Genomic DNA, 21,149 nt, shown 5'->3' on the forward strand with positions numbered 1-21,149 from the left:
TAACTTTAACAGTCGAGTGTAAACTGAATTAAATTACAAGGTGGGAATTATGAGTGAGCCGTTTTCAGGTAAAAGAATTAAAAGCGGAATACCTGGGTTTGATGATTTGATAGAAGGAGGATTCCCCGATCAATCCACTATCCTCATAACTGGTAGTACAGGTACTGGAAAAACCACATTCGTGGCACAGTACATATACAAAGGAGCAGAGGAATATGGGGAACCAGGGGTTTTAGTTTCATTAGAAGAAAGAGCCAAAGATATTAGAAGAGAAATGGAACAATTTGGATGGGATCTTGAGAAATATGAAAAACAAGGGCTCATAGCAATAGTGGATGGGGTTAGTTCTATCTCCGGAATTCCTTCTGAAGAAAAGTTTGTATTAGAAGACACCCTCAATGTTGACAACTTTTTGAGGTATATATACCGTGTTGTAAAATCAATAAATGCCAAACGATTGGCAATTGATTCCATTCCATCAATAGCTTTTAGGCTTCAAAATGAAGGAGAGATTAGGAAAGTTCTATTAAAACTCAACACAATTCTTCTTGAAATGGGGGTTACCAGTCTTCTAACTACAGAAGCTCCTGATCCCAAAGGGGGAAAAATCAGCAAATATGGGATCGAAGAGTACATTTCCAGAGGCGTAGTACTCCTTGATCTACAGGAAAAGAATATAGAACTAAAGAGATACCTCCTAGTCCGAAAAATGCGTGGAACTAAACATTCAATGCGGAAGTATCCCTTTGAAATTACAAGTAGAGGAGTCGTGGTTTACCCGAGTGGAGAGATCTATTAAGGAGGGAGTTTTAATTGAATTTATACTCCAGTAGTTCAAGTAACTCAGAACTAGAAGAGAAAGTTGAACGAATCCCCACAAATCTCATTGATCACCTTTTGATGGGAGGTATTCCTAGAGGAAGTGTTATTCTTCTTATAGGGGACCCCAAATCAGGTAAAACAACGTTTATAAGCCAGTTTATATATAATCAGTTAATCTCTGGTGCTAATGTAATTAGTTTATTGATTGATATCCCCCGATATGAATTTGTAAGTAATGCTTTAGATTTTGGATGGAATCTTATCACAAATCTAAATGAAAGATTGTACATTTTGGATGCATATACTCAAAGAATTAGAGGTGGCCCTAAGTTTTCTTTTACTGAGGAAGCTATTCCAGATATTCGAGATACCACCCACATAATAGATATCATAAAAGACACTACCACAAAAATTCTCTTAAATAATCCACATATAGAAGACCCCCTTATAGTAGGCGCAATTTCCTCTATAACTCCTATGTTCTTCGAAACTGAAAAAAAAGAAATATACAAGTTTTTGGAGGATTTAAAAGCATTTTCGCATAAGAACAAGCAGGTTTGGTTAATAGAAATGAACTCTGGTGTTGAAGACCCGCAGGTAGAGACTATAATCAAGGCAATAGTAGATGGTATAATAGAAATGAAACTCTTTGAAGAAAACCGCAATCTTCAAAGATATTTAAGAGTTTATGGTATGAAAAGGACTAGACATGTACTCTCATGGATTCCATATGACATAACTGATAGAGGAATTCTTCTAAAAAGCGAGAGATGAAAGTTATATAATTACAGGTGTGAACTGCTCCTTGCTTACGCAAGGATTTTTGTGAGAGTTTGCTCCCACAGGCCGGTTCACGCGACCACTACTCCCTATCCTCCCGGAAGGGGTCTTGCAAGCAACAGAAAGATAAAATTAGATTAAAAGTTCAAAATCTCTATTTCCTTTCTTTTAATATCTTCTGGAATTCAATGTAGTCTGTAACAATTTTAACTCCTTCAAGGGTCTCAAAATATGCTTTCTTTATCTTAATTACTCGTGCATCAGTATATTTCATTTGAGGTGGGTCATATGAGCCGGGTTCAACTATCTCATCTTCTAGGACATATTTTTTAATCTCTGGCTGGCCCAAATATTTCCAAACTTCATAAAAAACCTTTGGTTCAAGGTGGATTTCTCCTTCAACCTCTGTATAATCCCCTCCAATAGCCTCTAGAAACTCCTTTATTACCTCAAAGTTCATAGAACTCACCAGTATAATATTAGGAGCCCAAGAGTTAAATACCTATCGTTTCTACTTCTGAAAGGGGGGTGGTAATGAGTAAAGTGTATGTCGATGCTCAAGCTTATAAAGCAATTGATAAAGGCGCAATGATAGTCTTTAAAAAAGGAGTGATAAGAACTGAAGGCGAGATTAAACCAGGAGATGTTGTAGAAGTTTATTCACGAAACGGAAAATTTCTAGGCAAAGGTTTTGCTAACCCAAACTCAAACATAATGATTCGCTTGATCACAAAGAAAAAGGATGTGAAGATCGATAGAGAACTACTTAAAAAACGTATAAAAAAAGCGAATGAATATCGAAAAAAGATTTTAGGATACGATAAAGCTTATAGAATGATATATGGAGAAGCAGACTACCTTCCAGGGTTAATTGTGGATAGATTTAATGAGATAGCATCAATTCAAATTTCAAGCGCTGGGATGGAAAAGTTCAAAATGAACGTTGCTGAAGCTATTCTCGAAATAGAACCTGAAATTGAGACTGTTTTTGAAAAAAACACTGGAAGATCGCGAAGAAGAGAGGGCCTTCCTGAGATTGAAAGAGTTCTCTTAGGAAAAGAAAAATATCGTACCATTATTAAAGAAGGTCAAGCCAAGTTTATTGTTGATATGCGAGGCCAAAAAACAGGATTTTTCTTAGACCAAAGAGAAAATAGAATTGCTTTGGAAAAATACATAAAGGGTGGAGAAAAAGTCCTCGATGTATTTACTTATACAGGGGGTTTTGCCATTCATGCTGCTGTTGCAGGTGCCGAGAAGGTTATTGCAGTAGACAAATCTCCTGCTGCAATAGAACAAGCAAAAGAAAACGCAAAACTAAATGATGTAGACGGTAAGATGGACTTTTTAGTAGGCTCCGCATTTAGCATTATGGAGAAAATGCAAAAGAAAGGAGAAAAGTTTGATATAGTTATACTGGATCCTCCCGCATTTGTACAACATGAAAAGGACTTAAAAAGAGGCCTTAGAGCATATTTTAATGTAAATTATCAAGGGCTAAAACTGGTTAAGGACGGCGGTATATTAGTAACCGCTTCATGTTCCCAACACGTTGATATGCAGATGTTCAAAGATATGATAATAGCTGCTGCCGCAAAAGCCGGGAAATTCCTAAAACTCCTTGAACCATACAGAACCCAAGCACCAGACCACCCGATATTAATGGCATCCAAAGACACCGAATATCTGAAGTGCCTGTTCCTCTATGTAGAGGACATGAAATGATTCGGCATCAGGTCGTGGGCGTATCTTCATCGCAATACTCAGTGGAGGTGCTTTCTCCTCATCTGCCATGGGCTTATAGAAATTCCAAGATATAAGGATTTCTACTCTCTAGAGAAAATTAGTGAGTGCCTCCACCTCGTGCCTACTTTGAACTTTATGTCCTTTGGAAGATAACTGAGCTTCTCCGCCTTTGAGATAATAGATTTTAGCAAACTTGGTTTATCCGGAAGGAAAAGCGCAACTTTACCATTCTCAGTCATGTATTCCCTTGCTTCTCTTAGAATTCTTACGGCAAATTCCTCTCCATACACTCCCCCACCAATCCCCTCAATTGGGGTTAAAACCCCTTTTGTAGGTTTCTCATAGTAGGGAGGGGCAGAAAATATCACATCAAATATCTCTCTTTTTGGAATTATTCCATTGATGATTTCCCCATTACTTTTTATAAGCTGCACTTTAGAATTATTTGCAGAAATATTAGCCTTTGCATATTCAAAGAATTCATCATCAATTTCAGTCGCAATTACGTCACATTTGAATATCTTTGCAGCCATAATTGCCATCATTGCCGTGTGACCGGTTCCTATTTCCAGAACCCTTTCTCCTCCCCTCAGAAAAGTCTTTAAAAAGATAAAACGAGAAATTGGCGTTGTGATAAGTCCCTTGGGATGATATTCCACTTCAATATCAAAAACAACCCTGGCAATTGCTTTGTTATACAGGATCCTTGCTCTTCTGCTTGATAAATCTAATCTGCCTCTTTCATCAAGGTATTTTTCAAGCTCGGGGAAAATTTTAATCGCTTCTCTAACTGGTAGCCCAAGTTTTCCATCTCTCCATGATGGCATGAAAAGGGTTAGAAAGAAAACTTAAAAGCTTAGCCCTTGCCAAAATAATAGTGGAAAAATCAGAGGAGGGCTAAAGCGGCCATTATCTTCGCATCTTCAACCATGTTTTCAATTTTGGCATACTCGTTCGGCTGGTGAGCCATCTCATCCAAAGTGGCCCAAACAACTGCTGGAATTTCGAGCTTTCTAAAGTAAGCCGCGAAAGTTCCCCCACCAATACCACCAATTTTAACATCCTTTCCTCTGAACTCCTTTATGACCTTCTGTAAAAGCTTAACAATCTCACTATCCTTAGGAGTTGGGGCCGGAGCATCAAGTCTCTGTAAAACCTCTACCTTTACCTCAGGCAATACTTTGCCATCGATCTCTTTCTTGTACTTCTCCTTAATCTCTTCAGCAACTTCCTGAGCATCACTTAAAACTTCATCCAGCTTGTATTGAGGTAAGACTCTACAATCAAAAACCACCTCATGTTCACCCGGGGCGATGTTCGGAGCATCACTAGGATTACCTCCCATTGTAGGTTCGAAAGTGCTCTCCGGGGGATCAAAGAGCTCATCCCTTGCGTTATACTTCTTATGGAGTAGGCCATCAAGGGCTTTTGTATAATCAATAGCAACCCTGTGAGCATTTAATCCCAATCCAGGCATGCTTGCATGAACCTGCTTGCCCTTAACCTTAATTTTCATCCAGAGAATGCTCTTTTCAGCGATTTCAATAAAAGTGCCTTCCTCATTTCCTCCATCGGGTACTAATACTAGATCATCTTTTCTGAATAGTTCTGGGTGTTCTTTCATTAGCCATTCTAAACCATGCTTACTGCCAGTTTCCTCATCACTCACAAAAGCGAGGATTATAGTTTTCTTGGGTCTTATGCCAAGATTCATCAAAGCCTTAACAGCGTAAAGCGAGGCGACCAAGCTTTGACCATTATCCTCACTACCCCTACCATAAACTTTGCCATCCTTCACAACGGGCTCGAAGGGTTTTGTAATAGTCCACTTACTCAAATCTCCTGGAGGAACAACATCCAAATGAGTGAGAATCCACAATCTTGGACTTTTTTCGCCTTGCTCTCCATAATAGTATGCTAGAATGTTGGGTCGTACACCGTTTTTTGCTCTTGGGTCTGGGGCGTTGTAAACGTCAACCTTATCAAACGGCCAGTCTTTGATGATTTCCAAGAGTTTTTGAGCCTTATCGTACTCTCCCTCACCACCACTATCAGGACTAATCGCTGGAATTCTTACAAGCTCCATTAAAACACTCACCATCTCATCCCTAAGTTTTTCTATTCCCTCAGAAACAACTCCCACCTCCATTTGAATCACCTTTCTTGATTTTTAATAGACCTTTAAAGTAATTTTGGTTTTAAAAACAATAAGTTAAAAGAAAAGAAATCATTCAACTTCTTTCTTTCCTGTGAGATAGAGCCAAACTGCTATAATAGCTAGGAAGAGTACTCCAATAACGTCACTGCTGAAGCCTATTGATGGGGCCTTATCTGCTACTATTAACCCTGCAAAGAGTATACCCATCAATGCTTCACCAGCAATTAATCCAGCCGCTCCCAAAACTCCCGCATCGGTTGGTTTTTCTTCCGTTTTAGCACCTCTTGCTTTTCCTACAAGCCACCTTAGGACACCGCCGATGAATATTGGGACACCCAAGCTCAATGGGAGGTAAATACCAACAGCAACTGGCATCACTGGTGTTCTAAAGCTTGAATTCTTCATTGCTAAGATTTCATCGAGGATTATCAATGCTATTGCAATCCCTGCACCAATGAACACCATGTTCCACTCAAGTGTTCCAGTAAAGACACCCTCTGTAACTTTGGCCATAAGGAATGCCTGTGGTGCGGCTAAGGCATTTTCTTTAGCTGTTGGAGTTCCGGCAATACCATAAGCTTTTATAAGGAGGTTAAGCACTGGAGCCATTACTAAAGCTGCAGTAAACGTCCCCACGACTTCAAAAACCTGCTGCCTCTTGGGAGTTGCGCCAACAATATGCCCCGTTGCTAAATCCTGCATTGTATCTCCAGCAATGGCCGCTGCAGTACAGATAACTGCTGCCACTAATATTGTAGCAGTCATGCCATCTAAACCGCTAAGTCCTAACCCTTTAAGCACCAATGCCGTAAAAAGCAAGCTCATGATTGTAATACCTGAAACTGGATTATTTGATGATCCAACGACACCGGCCAGATAACCGGCGATAGAGCTTCCAAAGAATCCCACAATGAGCATTATAATAGCCATTACTGCTGCTATCCCAATGGAGTCTATGATATGTGCATACAAAAGGAACAACGGAACAACAAAAGCCGTAATAAGCATAAGCACTGTGTTCATTGGCATATCCTCTTCAGTTCTAAGTATTAGTTCGCCGCTTTGCTTTCTCCTAGTAGCTTCAAGCCCTGCTTTTATACCTCTTGAAATTGGGCCTCTAAGCTTTACAAGGCTCCAGAGACCACCAACGACCATCGCTCCGACTCCCATGTATCTTATCTTTGTGCTCCATGTAACCCAAGCAAGATCCAAAGCGCTGAGTCCATCCGGATTCCCTGTCTTGGCAACGTAGATTGGTATTGCAATGAACCACGCAATTGCACCGCCAAGAAACACAAGGAATGCTATGTTAAGACCAACAATGTAACCAACACTGAGTAAAGCCGCTGAAAGGTCACTTCCTAAATATAAGACTCTCCTACCAACAAATTTGGCCGTTTCAACAGCTGGGGCCCATAGACCAGAACTTCCTAAGAGTTTGTAAAGACCACCAAAAATACCACCTACAAATATGGGCTTTGCATGGGAACCTCCCTTGTCTCCAGCAATAAGGACTTCAGCACATGCTGTACCTTCTGGATATGGAAGTCTTTCTTCAACAATGAAAGCTCTTCTTATCACAATTGTGAAGAGAGCACCCAATGAACCACCCAATGCCGCTATGATGGTCACAAGCCAGTAGGGGAATTCAGTATAGGTGCCTAAAACCACCAAAGCTGGGAAGGTGAATATAACACCTGCTGCCAATGATTCACCTGCTGAAGCTGCTGTTTGGACCATGTTGTTTTCAAGGATATTTTTGTCCTTAAAAGCCATCAATATGGCCATAGAAATTACTGCAGCAGGAATACTGGCGCTAACAGTCATACCTGCATACATGCCGAGGTATGCATTTGCCGCACCCATAATTATTGAAAGCACAACGCCCAAAATAAAGGCTTTAACAGTGTATTCAGGTAATGATTTCTCTGGTGGGGTATATGGTTTAAACTCCAAACTTAACACCTCCAAAGTTTGTTGACACTTTAATTACACAAATTCACATATAAAATACTTTTGGTTCTATAAAATAGGTTTTATATAACATTTAAGCACACTATTGTATTAAAAATAGCATATATGGATTAAAAAATTCAGCGATGTTTCTTTATATGAATAAGGATTCATAAATTTTGCTAGCAAAATTTCCATAGAACTTATATACATAGTTACTCCTACTATTAATATCGCTAAAAAAGCGGAGGGAGGTAAATTGGTTGAGATAATCTTTTTGGGCAGTGGTGGTGGACGGTTTATTACGATAACACAATTCCGCCCCACTGGTGGTTTTTTCATCAACTCAAGCAGGCGAATATACGTAGACCCTGGCCCAGGAGCCTTAGTACGAGCATGGAGGTATAAAATCGATCCTAGGAAAATAGATGTACTTTTTGTCTCCCATAGACATACAGATCATTGTAATGACTCAGAAATCATGGTTGAAGGTATGACTGTAGGAGTTACAAAAAAAAGAGGGATGTTAATAACCTCAAAGAGCGTAGTTTATGGAGATGAAGATCACACCCCTGCGATTTCTAAGTACCATTTAGATTCTCTAGAAGAAATTCATATTCCTAATCCAGGAGAGAGAATACAGCTTGGAGATGACGAAATGACAATAACACCTACAATACATTCGGACAGTACTGCAATAGGATTTATACTAAAAACCAAACTCGGGAAAATTGGATATATTCCTGATACAGAGTACTTTGATGATCTCAAAAAGATATACGAAGGAACTAGACTATTAATTGCCTCTGTAACAAGACCTACAAACATGAAAATCCCCTATCATCTCTGTACTGAAGATGTGATCTATATGCTAAAAGACATGAAAAAAAAGCCAGAAATGTTAATCATGAGTCACATAGGAATGAAAATGCATTTTGCGAACCCATATAAAGAAGCCAAGTTTATAGAAAACGTAACTGGGGTAAAGACTTTAATCGCAAAAGAAGGCTTTAAAGTTAAAATGGAAAAAAAAGACATAAAACTAAAAACTTTAAGGCCTGCAAGAGAGCTCTGAGACAAATTTATTAACTAGATTATGCGCCAAACTGAAGAGCTCTTCCTTCCTTTTTTCTGTTATTCCTTCAACTACAACTCTTATTTTAGGCTCGGTGCCACTTGGTCTCACAAGAACCCAAGAGCCATCTTTGAGGTTCAATCTTATTCCAGAAATTGTTATAACTTCCTCAACTTGATCTCTCAAGAGGTCTTGCAACCGTTCTTTTACTTTCTCAACCACTTCATACTTTATCTCTTCAGGACATTTAACGTTCTTTTTGATTAAGTAATATTTTGGAATATCTTTTATTATCTCTGATAAGGGCTTCCCTTCCTGTGTTATTATCTTCAAGAGCAACCCAATCGTCACAAAACTATCAATCCAAAGGCCAAATTTTGGATGAATAAACTTCCAAGGTTCCGAAGCGAATATGGCATTGTATCTCTTTATCCCATCGTGAAGTTGGCCCAGTGGAACACGGTAAACCCTTCCACCTTCCTCTTCAACTACTTTATCAATCCTAAAAGAGGTATTTATTGAAACTACAATGTTCCCTCCATTGTGCTCTTGTGCATAAAGCCTTGCAAAAAGTGCTATCAGAGTGTCTTCTTCAATATAGTTTCCTTTTTCATCAAACACTGCTATCCTATCTGCATCCCCATCTTGGGCAATCGCAAGATCAACCCCTAGTTCCTTAACCAAATTACTTAAATAAGCAATATTTTCATACCTTGGTTCTGATTTTCTTCCGGGAAAGTAACCATCCAGTTGAGAATTTAACGTTATAACCTTTGCTCCCATTTCTCTAAGGAGGTAAGGAGTTATTAGGCTTCCTGCTCCATTTCCCATGTCCAATAGGACTTTAAGGTTGGTTTGACTGTCTACGTATTTTAATATCTCTTTAATGTAATTATTTTTTAGATCCAAATCCTTGACATCTCCAATATTATCCCAAGAAGACATTTTATAACTCTCAGAGAAGATTATATTCTCGAGTTCCTTTTCTTGTTCTAAAAAGAACTCAATACCCTTTTCATTGAATACCTTAATGCCATTATCGCCGGGTGGATTGTGAGATGCCGTTATCATCACTCCAGCGTTCCCAAGTTTATTAGTGGCCCAAGCTAGCATTGGAGTGGGTACTAGCCCAATCCTAATTACATCCACTCCCGTACTTAGCAAACCGCTTACCAATGCACTCTCAAGCATCACGCTTGAAGTTCTAGCATCTCTACCCACGACCACTGTCCCGGTATCTATGTACGTCCCAATGGCTTTTCCAACATTTAAAGCAAGTTCCGGAGTTATTTTTGAATGAACAGATCCTCTAATTCCTGCCGTCCCAAAGAGTCTCATGTCACCACCATGCTAATGTTGTAGATTGTTTTATATATCTTTTTGATAGGGAGCCCAAAAATATATTGGGATTCCTTTATAGTTTTCGAGCTTTAGAGATTTTGGCATGGTATCAAGAGAAAAAGGTACAATATATACCGGAACTTTTACCCTCTTTCCCAATTCCAGAATTGGCTTAATTATCTCCGGAGTTGGTCGAATTGAATATATTACGCTGGCATCCCTATAAAGAATTAAATTAGGGGTAAATATATTATCAACATAAGCTTTAAGTCCGAGTTCTTTAGCCTTCTCAATCGCTTCCAAGTTCCAATCCACAACAATAATGTCTCTGCCTAACTCTTTCAGTTTTAAAGCAACTTTGAAGTTAAACCCTACTCCTATCTCAACTATCTTTCCTTTTGAGTGTCTGCCATTTAAAAATATAGCTATCTCCTCAAAACTCATGAAAAATACATGAAAGAGAAAGGTTAAAAAGCTTTTCAAAATATTGTCTTCCTAACCTTGCCAAAAATATAACCCTCTCTATGAACTGGCCTTCTCTGACCTAAAAGACAAGGTTTAAAAAAGAAAATACCTGAAACTCGGTAGTTCAATTTCTTCAAGTATTCATCATCTAAAGCCGAAAATTTTATACACAATAAACACCTCTAATGATTATATATCACTTTTGATGTTTAAATTATCGAAAGTGAATATCTAAGAATCTCTAGGAGGGATAAACGTGAGGGAAGAAGAGATAATTAAAATGCTACAGAAGCTTGGTTTAACAAAATATGAGAGTTTAGCCTATATAACTCTTCTAAAATTAGGAACAAGCAAAGCCACTGATCTTACAAAGGAAAGTGGAATTCCCCACACGAGGATATACGATGTTCTAAGCTCTCTTCACAGAAAAGGATTCGTAGATATAATGCATGGCACCCCCAGAATGTACAAACCTGTAAATCCGGAACTTGTTTTTGAAAAATTGAAAGAAGAGATAATAAGCGATATTGATGCCATAAAAGGGGCCCTCTTGGAATTATATAAATCCATTCATGGTGAAGATATACCCGAAATTTGGACAATCCATGGATTTGAAAACACATTAGAACGGGTTGAGTATATAGTAAGAAGTGCCAGAAGAGAGGTTCTAATAAATACTCCCCTCGAATTCCTCACACTGCTCAAAGAAGAAGTTAGAAAAAGGAAGAATATCATCTTCGTGATTGTAAGTAACTTTGATGAAATTCCAGAGTGGTTGAATAAGGAGAACGTGATTCTAGCTAAAAGTGGAGGAGCTCCATGGTTAATGGGGACGTGGATTATTGGTGACATAGATTATGCACTATTTTTTGGAGCCCTTCCAAAAGATCGGAGAAAAGAAAAGTTTTATTCATTCTGGGGTAAATCTCCCAAACTAATCCAAAACTATATGCACTGGTTTTACACAATGTATTTTGATAATAGCGACTTAATAAAACCCGTTGAATATGAAAAACTCAAAAAGCCTTTTGAAATTGCCAATATAAGAACTCTAATAACTATTCTAAAACAAACCCAATTGCCTAAAAACATAGAGGTTATTGGTCATTTTGTTGATACCAGAGAAGAGGCCACAATCAAAGGTAAAGTGATAGACTATGAATACACATCCCTAACAGCCAATATAACCCTTGTAGATGAAAATGGAAAAGAATGGAAAGTAGGAGGATTAGGAAGTTACTTTGAGGATGTGGAAGGAGAAAAGTTTATCCTCCTCGAGTGATGTAACTCCCAAGATGAAAAAAGGGTTTTGAATAGTATAAATCACAAATGGAGGTGTAACATGATGAAAATATTAATGCTTGGATTTGAATACTTACCAGTAAAGGTTGGTGGACTTGCAGAGGCCATAACAAGCATTGCTGAAACTCTCACAAGGATTGGTAACGAAGTTTGGGTTTTCACACCTTCCCATGGTCACATTGAGGGAGAAAAAATATTTGAAATGAACATTGGAATTTATGGAGGAAAAGAGAGAATAAAAGTATATGAAAGGGCCCAAAACGGGGTTAGGGTTTTTGCATTTAGCAGTAATCTGCTGGATAACAAAGATGTTTATGGGCCCGGATGGGAAGGAATGCTTGGAAAAGCTGTGCAGTTTGGAAAAGCGAGCGTTGGACTTTTGAATTACTTAATAGAGAAAGAGGGAAAACCCGACGTTTTACATTTCCATGACTGGCATACTGTCTTTGCAGCCACTTTAATTAAAAAGTATTTCCAACTCCCCGCGACCTTTACAATTCATCGCCTCAACAAATCTAAGGTTCCAGCCCACTACTTCCACGAGGCCCATTTGAGAGAACTTGCACCATACCCCGATATAGACCCCGAATATGTTGGGGCATACATAGCAGATGTTGTTACTACTGTAAGCAGAAGTTATCTCTGGGAAGAGTGGGACTTTTATAGAAACTTTGAGGGAAAAGCTACCTATGTTTACAACGGAATAGCCTGTGACTTCTGGAATGAGGAGCTACTAGAAAACAAAGACTTGCCAAGAGAGGAAAGAAGAAGAAAAATCTTGGAAACCCTGGGATTAAGTGATGGAATTACATTCATGTTCATAGGCAGATTCGACAAAGGACAAAAAGGCGTTGATACACTCCTAAAGGCCGTTGAGAATATCGCTGAAAACAATCCCAGCGAATTTTCTAAAATGCGCTTCCTGATCATTGGAAAAGGTGATCCAGAACTTGAAAAATGGGCCCATGTATTAGGATCAAGGTATCCAGAAAACATCAAAGTAATAACCAAGATGTTAAAAAGAGAATTCACAAGAGAACTCTACGGAAGCGTTGATTTTGTAATAGTACCATCTTACTTCGAGCCTTTCGGCCTAGTACAGATGGAAGCTATGTGCTTGGGAGCAATACCCATAGGATCTGCTGTTGGAGGCATAAAGGATACCATAATAAGCCTAGATGAAGACGAAGAAAAGGCCACTGGTTTGCTAGTCCCACCAAGAGATCCAAACGCCCTTGCAGGAGCTATTCTAAAAATGACCCAGCTTAGAGAAAAAGATCCAGAGCTTCTTTCAAAAATGCGCAAGAATGGTAAAAGGCGGTCAAAAGAAGACTTCACCTGGGAAAATGCGTGTAAACGCTATATTAAAGCTTACAGAAATGATATAGACAAGGCGGTGGAGTTCCTAAGCTGACCTCCTCCCCGCCGTGAACGGCGAGGCTTCCAGCCCGCAAATGGGGTGAGATCATGAACTGCCCTTTTTGCACTCCCTCTGAAGACGTCTTAGTGTATGAGAACGAATTCATTAGAATACTTATTGATTCATACCCTGCCAATAGAGGCCATTTACTCATAGTCCCAAAGAGGCACGTAGAAAAGTTAGAAGAGCTCAATGAAAAGGAAAAGCTTGTTCTGATAGAAGGAATAGAAATGGCTATTGAAAAACTCAAAAAAGTCTTAGAACCAGATGGGTTTAATATAGGAGTGAACTACCCCACTCTAACGGGTGGGGTTTCGTGAGAGTTCATTCGGCATCCCGTTGCCGGTAGCCTCACTCTCACTGGCCGGTTCACACGGCCACTACCCCCTATCCTCCCGGAATCGGGGGCTACTTTCCACCAACCCTAGTAGGCCGTCCAGCCATTCGGCTGTTACGAGGTCATTATATTCTGCATCCTCAGAGTATTTAAACCTTACTCACCCACCTCCCCTTGCGTATCCCCTCCCTTTTGAAAGGTGATCTTGCAAGCAACAGGGTGATAAGGAGATACTAACTTTCCAAGAGGAGGGATTAGAAAGGCGGTACTGGATGTTGAGGATGAAAACCTAAATCCAAAAGAAAGATGGATTAAAAATCACCTTACTTCAGAAGAGAAAGAGAAATTAAAAAGATCATTCACTAATATCTAAAACCTCAGCCTTTTGAAATTCTACAATTTTCTTTGGATCGAGTTTGCTTAACCTATCTACCCTCCCTCCACCACCAATCACAAACACTTTTTCAACGACTTTTTTGTCAATTACTGTCTTCACCGGAATCCCAACTGGAGGAATTCCCCCGACTTTGTAGCCCGTTATTTGCTCGACTTCCTTAGGCTTTGCCATTCTAATATTTCCAAAAATCCTACTAAGCTTCTCTAAACTTGCCTTTGAACTCCCATCAACTATCACCAGCACTGGTTCTTTTTCATTTACAATGAAAAGCAGAGATTTAATTATCTGATCTGGCTGAATACTAAGGAGCTCCACGACTTGTCTTACAGTTTTTACTTCTCCCTTGGGCTCTATTATTTCTCCTCCAAGCTCTTTAATGAGTTCTTCAATTCTTATTTCTTTTGCAGGATATTTTTCTTCGTTCTTCTTCAACTTCTCTCTTACAGCTTTATCTAGATCAATTCCAAGTTCATGGGCCAAGAGAACAAGGTAAATTATTATATCTGCTATCTCATCCTCTATTTTCTCTTTTATTTCTGTGTTGTTTAGCTTTTCTAAGATCTCCTCGTTTGTTTCCCATTGAAAATGTTCCAAGAGTTCTCCCAGTTCGATCGCTAATGATATTGCAAGGTTCTTTGGGGTGTGATACTTTTTCCATAACCTTTCATCCCTAAATTTCACAGCTTTTTCTTCAATTTCTTTAAAACTCATGACTCCTCATCTCCCGCATAACTCTCAGATACTCCAATAACTCCTTTAGTTCTTCTTCTGAAAATTTCCCCTCAACATGTTCCTCTTCACCAAACTGCTGCAGGTATTTTCTGATTTTATTAAGTCTTTCAAGCTCATCTTCAAGTTTAAGAGATCTTTTTGTGAACTCCCAGGAAGTGTGAGGACTTTCAAAAATTCTTTGTTTGTTGCTGACTATAGCTATCTTTACATTCGCTATTGCCTCATCAACCAATTCTAAAAGTTCCTTTATTTTCATCTTTCACACCATTGATAATAACCAAGTAAATTATTTAAAGTTGAGTGTTAAAATCAAAATGAGGGGGAACCCCATGGACTTTGCCCTATTTATGGAAAGGTATGGGTACAAAATCCTCTTAGGAATAATGGCGGCAGTTATTATAGGCCTTTTTGCAATACCTGCCCTTGGAATTGCAACGTTAATAAAAACTTATGGACTAGGAATTGGACTTGTCTTCCTTATAGTGGCAGCAGCTTATGGCTTTACCGTTTGGAGAAGAAGTGCAGAGGCTTATGCAAAAGCACATGGAAAGTACTTCTATGACGATAAATGGTATAAAAGAAAGTGAAATCACTTTTTACTGGGATAAACAATCACATCAAACGGGCAGAGCTGTTCGCATAGTCCACAGCCCGTACATATGAGAGAGTCAACACTTATCTTCCCTCTTTCTTCATCGAATACCAACGCTGGGCACCCGGTTAGAAGGGCACATGCCTTACATCCTGTGCACTTGTCTTTTATTACCACTGGAATTTCTCTGATTTCTCCCCTTCTAAGCACTGGGATTATACATTCCCTTTTTGCTATTATCACCGCTGGGCCCTTGACCTGCATGGCCTCCTTTATGGCCTCTTTTGTGGCTTTTAGATCATAAGGATCAACAATCTTCACGTACTTTACTCCCAGCGCCCTTACAAGAGCCTCAAAGTCTATTTCATTGAATTTTCTTCCTGTTTCACTCCCTCCAGTTCCGGGATGTGGCTGATGTCCGGTCATTGCCGTGGTTCTATTGTCAAGAATCATTACGAGGACATCAAGGTTCTTGTAAACTGCATCCACCAGTGGTTGCAATCCATTGTGGAAAAACGTCGAATCTCCTATTGTTGCAATTATCTTCTTGTTCATAGCTATGCTCTGACCGTTTGCCAAACTTATGCTTGCTCCCATGACGTATTCTGTCCATATAGCCTCCAGAGGTGGCAGTAACGAGAGGGCATAACATCCTATATCTCCATGAATCGGCAGTTCATCCTTTTTGAACTTTAACTCCCTAAGAGCGTCAAGCAGGGCTCTGTAAGAGCCCCTATGTGGACAGCCGGGACACATTGTAGGGGGCCTTGATGGAGCCAGGTTTTCAGCCCCCTCGACTTCTCTGGGTTTTAAATACCTCTCTCCTCCCTTGCCAAGGAGTTTTAAGAGGGCGTTCTTAACCAATCTGGGAGTTAGTTCTCCTTCCAGAGGTAAATGTTCAGTGCGTTTGCCGTATATAGGGACTCTTATCCCTTCCTCATAAGCCACTATCTTTATTTCCTCCTCCAGAAACGGCGCACCATCCTCCACAACTATCGCTTTTTTGACCCCTTTTAAGAACTCAACGACAAGTTTTCTTGGCAGAGGATGGGGAGTTGAAATCTTAAGAATTTTAAATCCCCCTCCAATCTTTGGAACAACCTCCTTTACATAATTATAAGGGGCTCCTTCGGCTATAATTCCAATTTCACCCTCTCCTTCAACCCAGTTAAAGCCCAAATCCCCAAACTCATCCTCAATTTCCTTTAGTGTTTTATTTAACCACTTATGCCTCTCAAGGTTACCCTTCATTGAGGCCCTCACGTATCTTGGAATATCTTTGTTGAATTTTGGCTTTCTATCAAGCGTAATGAACTCTCCAACCTCAACATCAGCTGTAGTGTGGTTCACTCTAGTAGTTGTCCTGAAAATAACCGGGACTTTGTACTTCTCACTTAACTCGTATGCGTACTTTATCAAGTCATGGGCCTCTTGAACATCTGCAGGCTCTAAAACAGGTAACAAAGCAAGCTTTCCATAATACCTATCATCTTGCTCCGTTTGAGATGTGTGTGGCCCAGGATCGTCAGCAACCAAAATAACCAACCCTCCCTCAACACCAGAATAAGCAAGACTCATTAGAGGATCCGCCGCAACATTGAGACCAACGCACTTCATGGTCACAAGGGCTCTAAGGCCTGTATATGCAACACTGGCAGCCTCTTCAAGCGCCACTTTCTCATTAGGGGCCCATTCAGCAAAAACTTCGGGGTTTAATCTTGCTATTGTTTCAATTACCTCAGTAGAAGGTGTTCCCGGATAACCTGTTGCAAATGAGACCCCACTTTCCAGTGCTCCATATGCAATAGCTTCATTTCCCATGAGAAGTTTTTTATTTGGTATTTTCGGAGTAAGACTTGAGGATTGTGAATTAGCTATTTCCATTGCCACCACCACAGCTTTTTCATTTTAAGCCTATAAAACTTATAGTTCGAAGAATAGGAGATAAAATTGAAAATTTTTAGGATTTTGCCTCAAATACCATAAAAGTTCTTGCAATTGGATTTGGGTATATCTCCCATTCAAATTCTTTACCCTCCATACTAATCTCCCCGTAGAGATCTCCTTCTCTCGAATCTAGACTCTTTCCTAGAATTTTTTCCTTATTGATCTCAATAGTCATATACCTCGGGAGGCCAATCCTCACAAAACCCTCTTTCATTGCATATTCAATTCCCCATTTGACCGAATAGATCCCGGCGTAAATTTCTGCTATTCTAACAGCAACACTTTCTTTTCCTATTGCTAGGATCTCAATTCCCGTTTCTTCCCAGAATCTCTTTGCTAGCGGTTGGAGGTCTTTACTGAGCTCATGCCATATGGCCTTTCCTCTATCTGAAATCCTCAAAGCATCTATTGTAGGATCATCAAGCTTTCTAATCTCTATTCCCCCAAGAGTAGAGTCCAAATGGATAACATCTGGTTTAACCTTTTTTGCAAGTTTTAATGCTAAAAAAGTCTCATCTTTCAATGCCATCCTTCCACTAAGGTCATATTTGAAGGGATCTGAATATTTTGCAATACTGAGTTTGGCCGTTTTATATGGCCTCTCTACAAGAACAGCGGCAGTGGCAATTAAGCCAATTGGATTGTAATTCTCATCAAGCAAAGCTCCTCCGGTGTCTGCTGAAACTATTCTCATTCTTATCACCTTTTTGGCTCTAGGTGAGCTTTTTTAACTATGAGCAATCCTGAACTGGTATATCTATCCCATATTTTCTCAATATCATCAAATACTACTTTAGCCTTAAAAAAGGGAGCGTCTCTAACAAAAGTCTCGAATTCCCCCCCTTCCCCAGCTATATGAACTTTGTACTTTTTATTGAGTGTCTTCAACTCTTCAAGAGCCTTTTCATCTATTCGTCTCCCTAACCATTTTTCATCTAAACCATAAGCTGAAACTCCAACTATAACTACGTCAAACCCTTCTTCGATAATGGTTCTCATGTATTTCTCTGGATCTACTTTCCAAAATGGAGTAAACAAATTTATTCTTAATTCCTTAGCGACTTTTTCAACCCTCTCTTTTTGGTATTGACTTGCAAGAGCTCCTGCAACTACCCCCTCTATCTTTAGACCTTCAAGAACCCGTTTTAAGTCTTCAACTTCTCTCTCTTTTTCCCCTTTTGTAAACCCCTTCACAAAAGGAATATTAATTGCCTTGGCCTGTAACTCTGTCAGGTGTATGTTGGGAACATGATACATATAACTCTCATCATTCTCAGAATACATACTCACAAGATATTTAACCTCAAAACCTTTTTTTAAGGCCCAATAAAGGGCATACGTTGAGTCTTTTCCTCCAGAAAAAAGTACTGCAACCCTCATTTTTATCACTCTCTATTTTTTAATCTAATTGGATGCCACTTTAAAAAATTTTGGAAAAGTTAAGGAAGATATTCTAGAGCTTTTTCCGTTTTTATCAAAAAGAATAACCTTTCCTTCATTTGGAACGATTGTTACTTTTTCTCCGAAACTAAAGTGTTCCCCTTCTGGAGCAAAGACTTTTACAAAAGCGTCATCAAATCTTCTATCTCATCCCATACACATTCCCGAAAGTGTTATATATTTAGTAAAAGATTAAAGACCAAAAAATATTTAACAAGCGTGAAACAATCAGATAGAGGTGATAAAAATGGTACGTGTGCTCATACTAGGTCAGGGATATGTGGGAAGTACTTTTGCTGTGGGTGTAGAGAGGATAAAAAAGGGAGAGCTTGGATATTATGGTATCCCTTTAAAAAACGAGCTTCAAGAAAAAGTTGAAGACATCGAGATAGTCGGTAGTTATGATGTGGACAAAAATAAAATTGGAAAATCTGTTTATGACGTGGTTAAAAACTATTGGGAGAACCACATTCCAGAAAGTTTGAAGAATGTTATAGTAAGAAAGGGGATCCACTTAAGAAGTTTAAGGAATTTGCCTATAGAAGCAGAGGGATTAGAGGATGAGATGACTCTGAAAGAAGCCGTTGAGAAGCTCGTTGAAGAATGGAAAAAATCTACCCCCGATGTGATAATAAATGTTTGTACTACGGAATCATTTACTCCATTTGGAAACAAAGAGAAACTAATAAAAGCAATCGAAGACAATAATAAAGAAAGACTGACAGCCAGTCAAGTTTATGCATACGCTGCAGCCCTCTATGCAAAGGAAGTTGGAGGTGCAGCCTTCGTAAATGCAATCCCAACATTAATAGCAAATGACCCTGCTTTTGTAGAACTCGCTAAAGAGAATAATCTGGTCATATTTGGGGATGATGGTGCAACTGGAGCAACCCCATTAACAGCAGATATTTTATCACACCTAGCTCAGAGAAATAGATATGTCAAAGATATCGCCCAATTTAATATTGGAGGGAACGCAGATTTCTTAGCTCTAACAGACAAAGAGAGGAATAAGAGTAAGGAGTTCACTAAATCAAGTGTTGTTAAGGAGCTTCTTGGATATGATGCTCCCCACTACATTAAGCCCACCGGCTTTTTGGAACCACTAGGGGATAAGAAGTTCATAGCAATGCACATAGAATATGTGAGTTTCAACGGAGCCGTTGACGAACTTATAATAAACGGAAGAATCAATGACAGCCCTGCCCTAGCGGGCCTTTTAGTGGATCTAGCTAGATTAGGAAAAATAGCCGTTGACAAAAAGGAATTCGGCACTATTTACGAAGTAAACGCATTCTACATGAAAAATCCAGGTCCAGTTGAAAAGCCCAATATACCAAGAATCATTGCTTATGAAAAAATGAGAATGTGGGCAGGATTAAAGCCAAAATGGTTTTAATCTTCCTTAATTTTCTCTTTTAAAAATTTCTTTGCTATTTCAATAACCTCCTCAGGACTTCTTTTAAATCCTCCACCTCTTGCTAAGATCTCACTTCCACCTCCACCACCACCAACTTCATTCAACACCTCTCTCATAAGTTCATTCATTGAAATTCTTTCAATGTTCTTATTTTTAGCGAAGAGTAAGTAATTACTGCCCACAATGAGTACCACCGTCTTCGGATTCTTTTCAATAAAGTAAACAATGAATGCTTGAGCGTCTTTCATCTCCCAGGTATCTAAGAATGATATAATTTTAATTCCATTTATTTCTTCGGCCTCTTGTAACAAAGCTTTGCTTTTCCATTCCCATAATTCTTTCCTCAGCTGATCCTTCTCACCTTCAAGTTCCTCTAATAGCTGTTTGAATTCCTGCATTCTCTCAAGCAGAGGTCGGTTTTTATTTGACATCTCATTTAAACTCCTCCAGTAATCCTCCAAAAGTTTATCTAAGTATATTAATGCTCTATACCCGCATGCAAACTCTATACGCCAAATATTCTTAGTTTTTTTATAAAAGTTGAGAACCTTTATGAAACCTACTTCTCCAGTGTTTTTTACATGAGTTCCACCACAGGGAATTAAGTCAATATTTGGGATTTTTACTAGTCGTATTTTTCCTTGTACATTTTTTGAGAGGTCTTTTCTAAGGGCATTATGAACCTCTTCCGGTAATTCTTCATATTCCTCAACTTCAACTGGCAAGTTATCCCAAACAACTTCATTTGCCTCAAACTCTGCTGCAAGTATATGTTCCCATGTCAACTCCTCATCAAAGTTTATTTCTATCTTATTATACTCAGGAAATATCTGAAATCCAGTTGTATCGCTATTATACATTTTCTTCAGAATTGCAGAAAGGATGTGCTGGCCTGTATGCTGCCTCATATTCTCATATCTCCACTCCCAATCAAGCTCAAGTTCGACTTCTTCCCCTACTTCTGGTATTCTTCCCTTGACTTTGCCTTCATGCCAGATATCTTCTTTTCCTTCTACTTTTTCAACTTCAACTCTAAATCCATCTCCTTTTATGATACCAATATCACCAGGCTGACCCCCACCCTCGGGATAGAAAATAGTCCTATCGAGCTTTAATCTCACTTTACTATCCTTAACCTCAACTTTCTCAACTTTTGCCCTTACTTCCCTTAAATATGGATCACTATAAAATAACTTAACTGTCATTAGTTTTCACCAAAAAT

Annotated in this window: 21 protein-coding genes and 1 pseudogene; 9 read left to right on the forward strand and 13 right to left on the reverse strand. The window is 39.1% G+C overall.

All coding sequences use genetic code 11. The features are described 5' to 3' along the window. The first annotated feature begins 49 nt into the window (after nucleotides 1-49). A complete protein-coding gene (locus tag TSIB_RS08605; protein ID WP_048160583.1) occupies nucleotides 50-799 on the forward strand; it encodes an ATPase domain-containing protein in 750 nt (249 codons plus the stop codon). A 14-nt stretch (nucleotides 800-813) separates the two neighbouring features. After that, on the forward strand, nucleotides 814-1,596 hold the full coding sequence (locus TSIB_RS08610; protein ID WP_015850036.1) for an RAD55 family ATPase: 783 nt from the start codon (nucleotides 814-816) through the stop codon (nucleotides 1,594-1,596). A 160-nt stretch (nucleotides 1,597-1,756) separates the two neighbouring features. Here TSIB_RS08610 and TSIB_RS08615 read toward each other — a convergent pair whose 3' ends face one another. Continuing rightward, nucleotides 1,757-2,062, reverse strand: a complete 306-nt coding sequence (locus TSIB_RS08615; protein WP_015850037.1) for a DUF5748 family protein — start codon at nucleotides 2,060-2,062, stop codon at nucleotides 1,757-1,759. A gap of 74 nt (nucleotides 2,063-2,136) precedes the next feature. Here TSIB_RS08615 and TSIB_RS08620 point away from each other — a divergent pair, with 74 nt between their 5' ends. Continuing rightward, the gene (locus TSIB_RS08620; RefSeq protein ID WP_048160584.1) at nucleotides 2,137-3,327 is read left to right on the forward strand and encodes a class I SAM-dependent rRNA methyltransferase; all 1,191 of its coding nucleotides are present in this window, start codon (nucleotides 2,137-2,139) and stop codon (nucleotides 3,325-3,327) included. Nucleotides 3,328-3,428: 101 nt separating this feature from the next. Here the strand turns inward: TSIB_RS08620 and TSIB_RS08625 are convergent, their stop codons facing one another. The 3 genes from TSIB_RS08625 to TSIB_RS08635 form a co-directional block, all read right to left on the reverse strand. Beyond that, a complete protein-coding gene (locus TSIB_RS08625; protein WP_015850039.1) occupies nucleotides 3,429-4,175 on the reverse strand; it encodes an RlmF-related methyltransferase in 747 nt (248 codons plus the stop codon). A gap of 59 nt (nucleotides 4,176-4,234) precedes the next feature. After that, a complete protein-coding gene (locus tag TSIB_RS08630) occupies nucleotides 4,235-5,497 on the reverse strand; it encodes a M20 family metallo-hydrolase (protein WP_015850040.1) in 1,263 nt (420 codons plus the stop codon). 78 nt (nucleotides 5,498-5,575) lie between these two features. Then, on the reverse strand, nucleotides 5,576-7,462 hold the full coding sequence (locus tag TSIB_RS08635) for an OPT family oligopeptide transporter (RefSeq protein ID WP_048160586.1): 1,887 nt from the start codon (nucleotides 7,460-7,462) through the stop codon (nucleotides 5,576-5,578). A gap of 256 nt (nucleotides 7,463-7,718) precedes the next feature. Between TSIB_RS08635 and TSIB_RS08640 the strand changes: the two genes are divergently transcribed. After that, nucleotides 7,719-8,534 carry an MBL fold metallo-hydrolase gene (locus TSIB_RS08640; RefSeq protein WP_015850042.1) on the forward strand — a complete coding sequence of 272 codons (816 nt, stop codon included), beginning with the start codon at nucleotides 7,719-7,721 and terminating at the stop codon, nucleotides 8,532-8,534. Here the strand turns inward: TSIB_RS08640 and glmM are convergent. Together glmM and TSIB_RS08650 are read right to left on the reverse strand one after the other, a co-directional pair. Further along, complete coding sequence (glmM, locus tag TSIB_RS08645) at nucleotides 8,511-9,872, reverse strand: phosphoglucosamine mutase (protein ID WP_015850043.1); 1,362 nt, start codon at nucleotides 9,870-9,872, stop codon at nucleotides 8,511-8,513. The two genes, TSIB_RS08640 and glmM, sit on opposite strands and share 24 nt — an antisense overlap. A gap of 30 nt (nucleotides 9,873-9,902) precedes the next feature. After that, nucleotides 9,903-10,319, reverse strand: a complete 417-nt coding sequence (locus TSIB_RS08650; protein ID WP_048160935.1) for a UPF0146 family protein — start codon at nucleotides 10,317-10,319, stop codon at nucleotides 9,903-9,905. A gap of 277 nt (nucleotides 10,320-10,596) precedes the next feature. On the opposite strand from TSIB_RS08650, the gene trmBL1 reads away from it, so the two are divergent. The 3 genes from trmBL1 to TSIB_RS08665 all read left to right on the forward strand — a co-directional run bounded on the left by trmBL1 (nucleotide 10,597) and on the right by TSIB_RS08665 (nucleotide 13,382). Then, complete coding sequence (trmBL1, locus tag TSIB_RS08655; RefSeq protein ID WP_015850046.1) at nucleotides 10,597-11,622, forward strand: HTH-type sugar sensing transcriptional regulator TrmBL1; 1,026 nt, start codon at nucleotides 10,597-10,599, stop codon at nucleotides 11,620-11,622. 63 nt (nucleotides 11,623-11,685) lie between these two features. Next, nucleotides 11,686-13,056 carry a glycogen/starch synthase gene (locus TSIB_RS08660; protein WP_048160937.1) on the forward strand — a complete coding sequence of 457 codons (1,371 nt, stop codon included), beginning with the start codon at nucleotides 11,686-11,688 and terminating at the stop codon, nucleotides 13,054-13,056. Nucleotides 13,057-13,109: 53 nt separating this feature from the next. After that, complete coding sequence (locus tag TSIB_RS08665; RefSeq protein WP_015850048.1) at nucleotides 13,110-13,382, forward strand: HIT family protein; 273 nt, start codon at nucleotides 13,110-13,112, stop codon at nucleotides 13,380-13,382. 372 nt (nucleotides 13,383-13,754) lie between these two features. On the opposite strand, the gene TSIB_RS08670 is transcribed toward TSIB_RS08665, so the two are convergent. Beyond that, nucleotides 13,755-14,507 (reverse strand): YbaK/EbsC family protein, encoded by a 753-nt coding sequence (locus TSIB_RS08670; RefSeq protein WP_015850049.1) that lies wholly within the window; start codon nucleotides 14,505-14,507, stop codon nucleotides 13,755-13,757. Continuing rightward, nucleotides 14,497-14,784, reverse strand: coding sequence for a hypothetical protein (locus TSIB_RS08675; protein WP_015850050.1), 288 nt, complete (start codon nucleotides 14,782-14,784; stop codon nucleotides 14,497-14,499). Before TSIB_RS08675 ends, TSIB_RS08670 begins: the two co-directional genes overlap by 11 nt. A 73-nt stretch (nucleotides 14,785-14,857) precedes the next feature. On the opposite strand from TSIB_RS08675, the gene TSIB_RS08680 reads away from it, so the two are divergent. Continuing rightward, nucleotides 14,858-15,115: a hypothetical protein gene (locus tag TSIB_RS08680; protein WP_048160588.1), complete on the forward strand. Its 258-nt coding sequence runs from the start codon at nucleotides 14,858-14,860 to the stop codon at nucleotides 15,113-15,115. A gap of 2 nt (nucleotides 15,116-15,117) precedes the next feature. Here the strand turns inward: TSIB_RS08680 and iorA are convergent, their stop codons facing one another. The 4 genes and pseudogenes from iorA to TSIB_RS10755 all read right to left on the reverse strand — a co-directional run. Then, nucleotides 15,118-17,004 carry an indolepyruvate ferredoxin oxidoreductase subunit alpha gene (gene iorA / locus TSIB_RS08685; RefSeq protein WP_048160590.1) on the reverse strand — a complete coding sequence of 629 codons (1,887 nt, stop codon included), beginning with the start codon at nucleotides 17,002-17,004 and terminating at the stop codon, nucleotides 15,118-15,120. Nucleotides 17,005-17,080: 76 nt separating this feature from the next. Next, nucleotides 17,081-17,761 carry a DUF4152 family protein gene (locus tag TSIB_RS08690; protein ID WP_015850053.1) on the reverse strand — a complete coding sequence of 227 codons (681 nt, stop codon included), beginning with the start codon at nucleotides 17,759-17,761 and terminating at the stop codon, nucleotides 17,081-17,083. Between the two features lie 5 nt (nucleotides 17,762-17,766). After that, entirely contained in the window at nucleotides 17,767-18,447 is a 681-nt protein-coding gene (locus TSIB_RS08695) for a diphthine--ammonia ligase (protein ID WP_048160592.1), read from the reverse strand. A 59-nt stretch (nucleotides 18,448-18,506) separates the two neighbouring features. Beyond that, nucleotides 18,507-18,642 (reverse strand): annotated as a pseudogene (locus TSIB_RS10755) (sugar ABC transporter ATP-binding protein); the annotation flags it as partial. A gap of 112 nt (nucleotides 18,643-18,754) precedes the next feature. On the opposite strand from TSIB_RS10755, the gene TSIB_RS08700 reads away from it, so the two are divergent. Then, nucleotides 18,755-19,906, forward strand: a complete 1,152-nt coding sequence (locus TSIB_RS08700; protein WP_048160594.1) for an inositol-3-phosphate synthase — start codon at nucleotides 18,755-18,757, stop codon at nucleotides 19,904-19,906. Here TSIB_RS08700 and TSIB_RS08705 read toward each other — a convergent pair. After that, nucleotides 19,903-21,132, reverse strand: coding sequence for an alanyl-tRNA editing protein (locus tag TSIB_RS08705; RefSeq protein WP_015850056.1), 1,230 nt, complete (start codon nucleotides 21,130-21,132; stop codon nucleotides 19,903-19,905). The genes TSIB_RS08700 and TSIB_RS08705 overlap by 4 nt on opposite strands. Nucleotides 21,133-21,149: the final 17 nt, after the last annotated feature.

It is taken from the genome of Thermococcus sibiricus MM 739 (genome assembly GCF_000022545.1).
Lineage (GTDB): Archaea > Methanobacteriota_B > Thermococci > Thermococcales > Thermococcaceae > Thermococcus_A > Thermococcus_A sibiricus.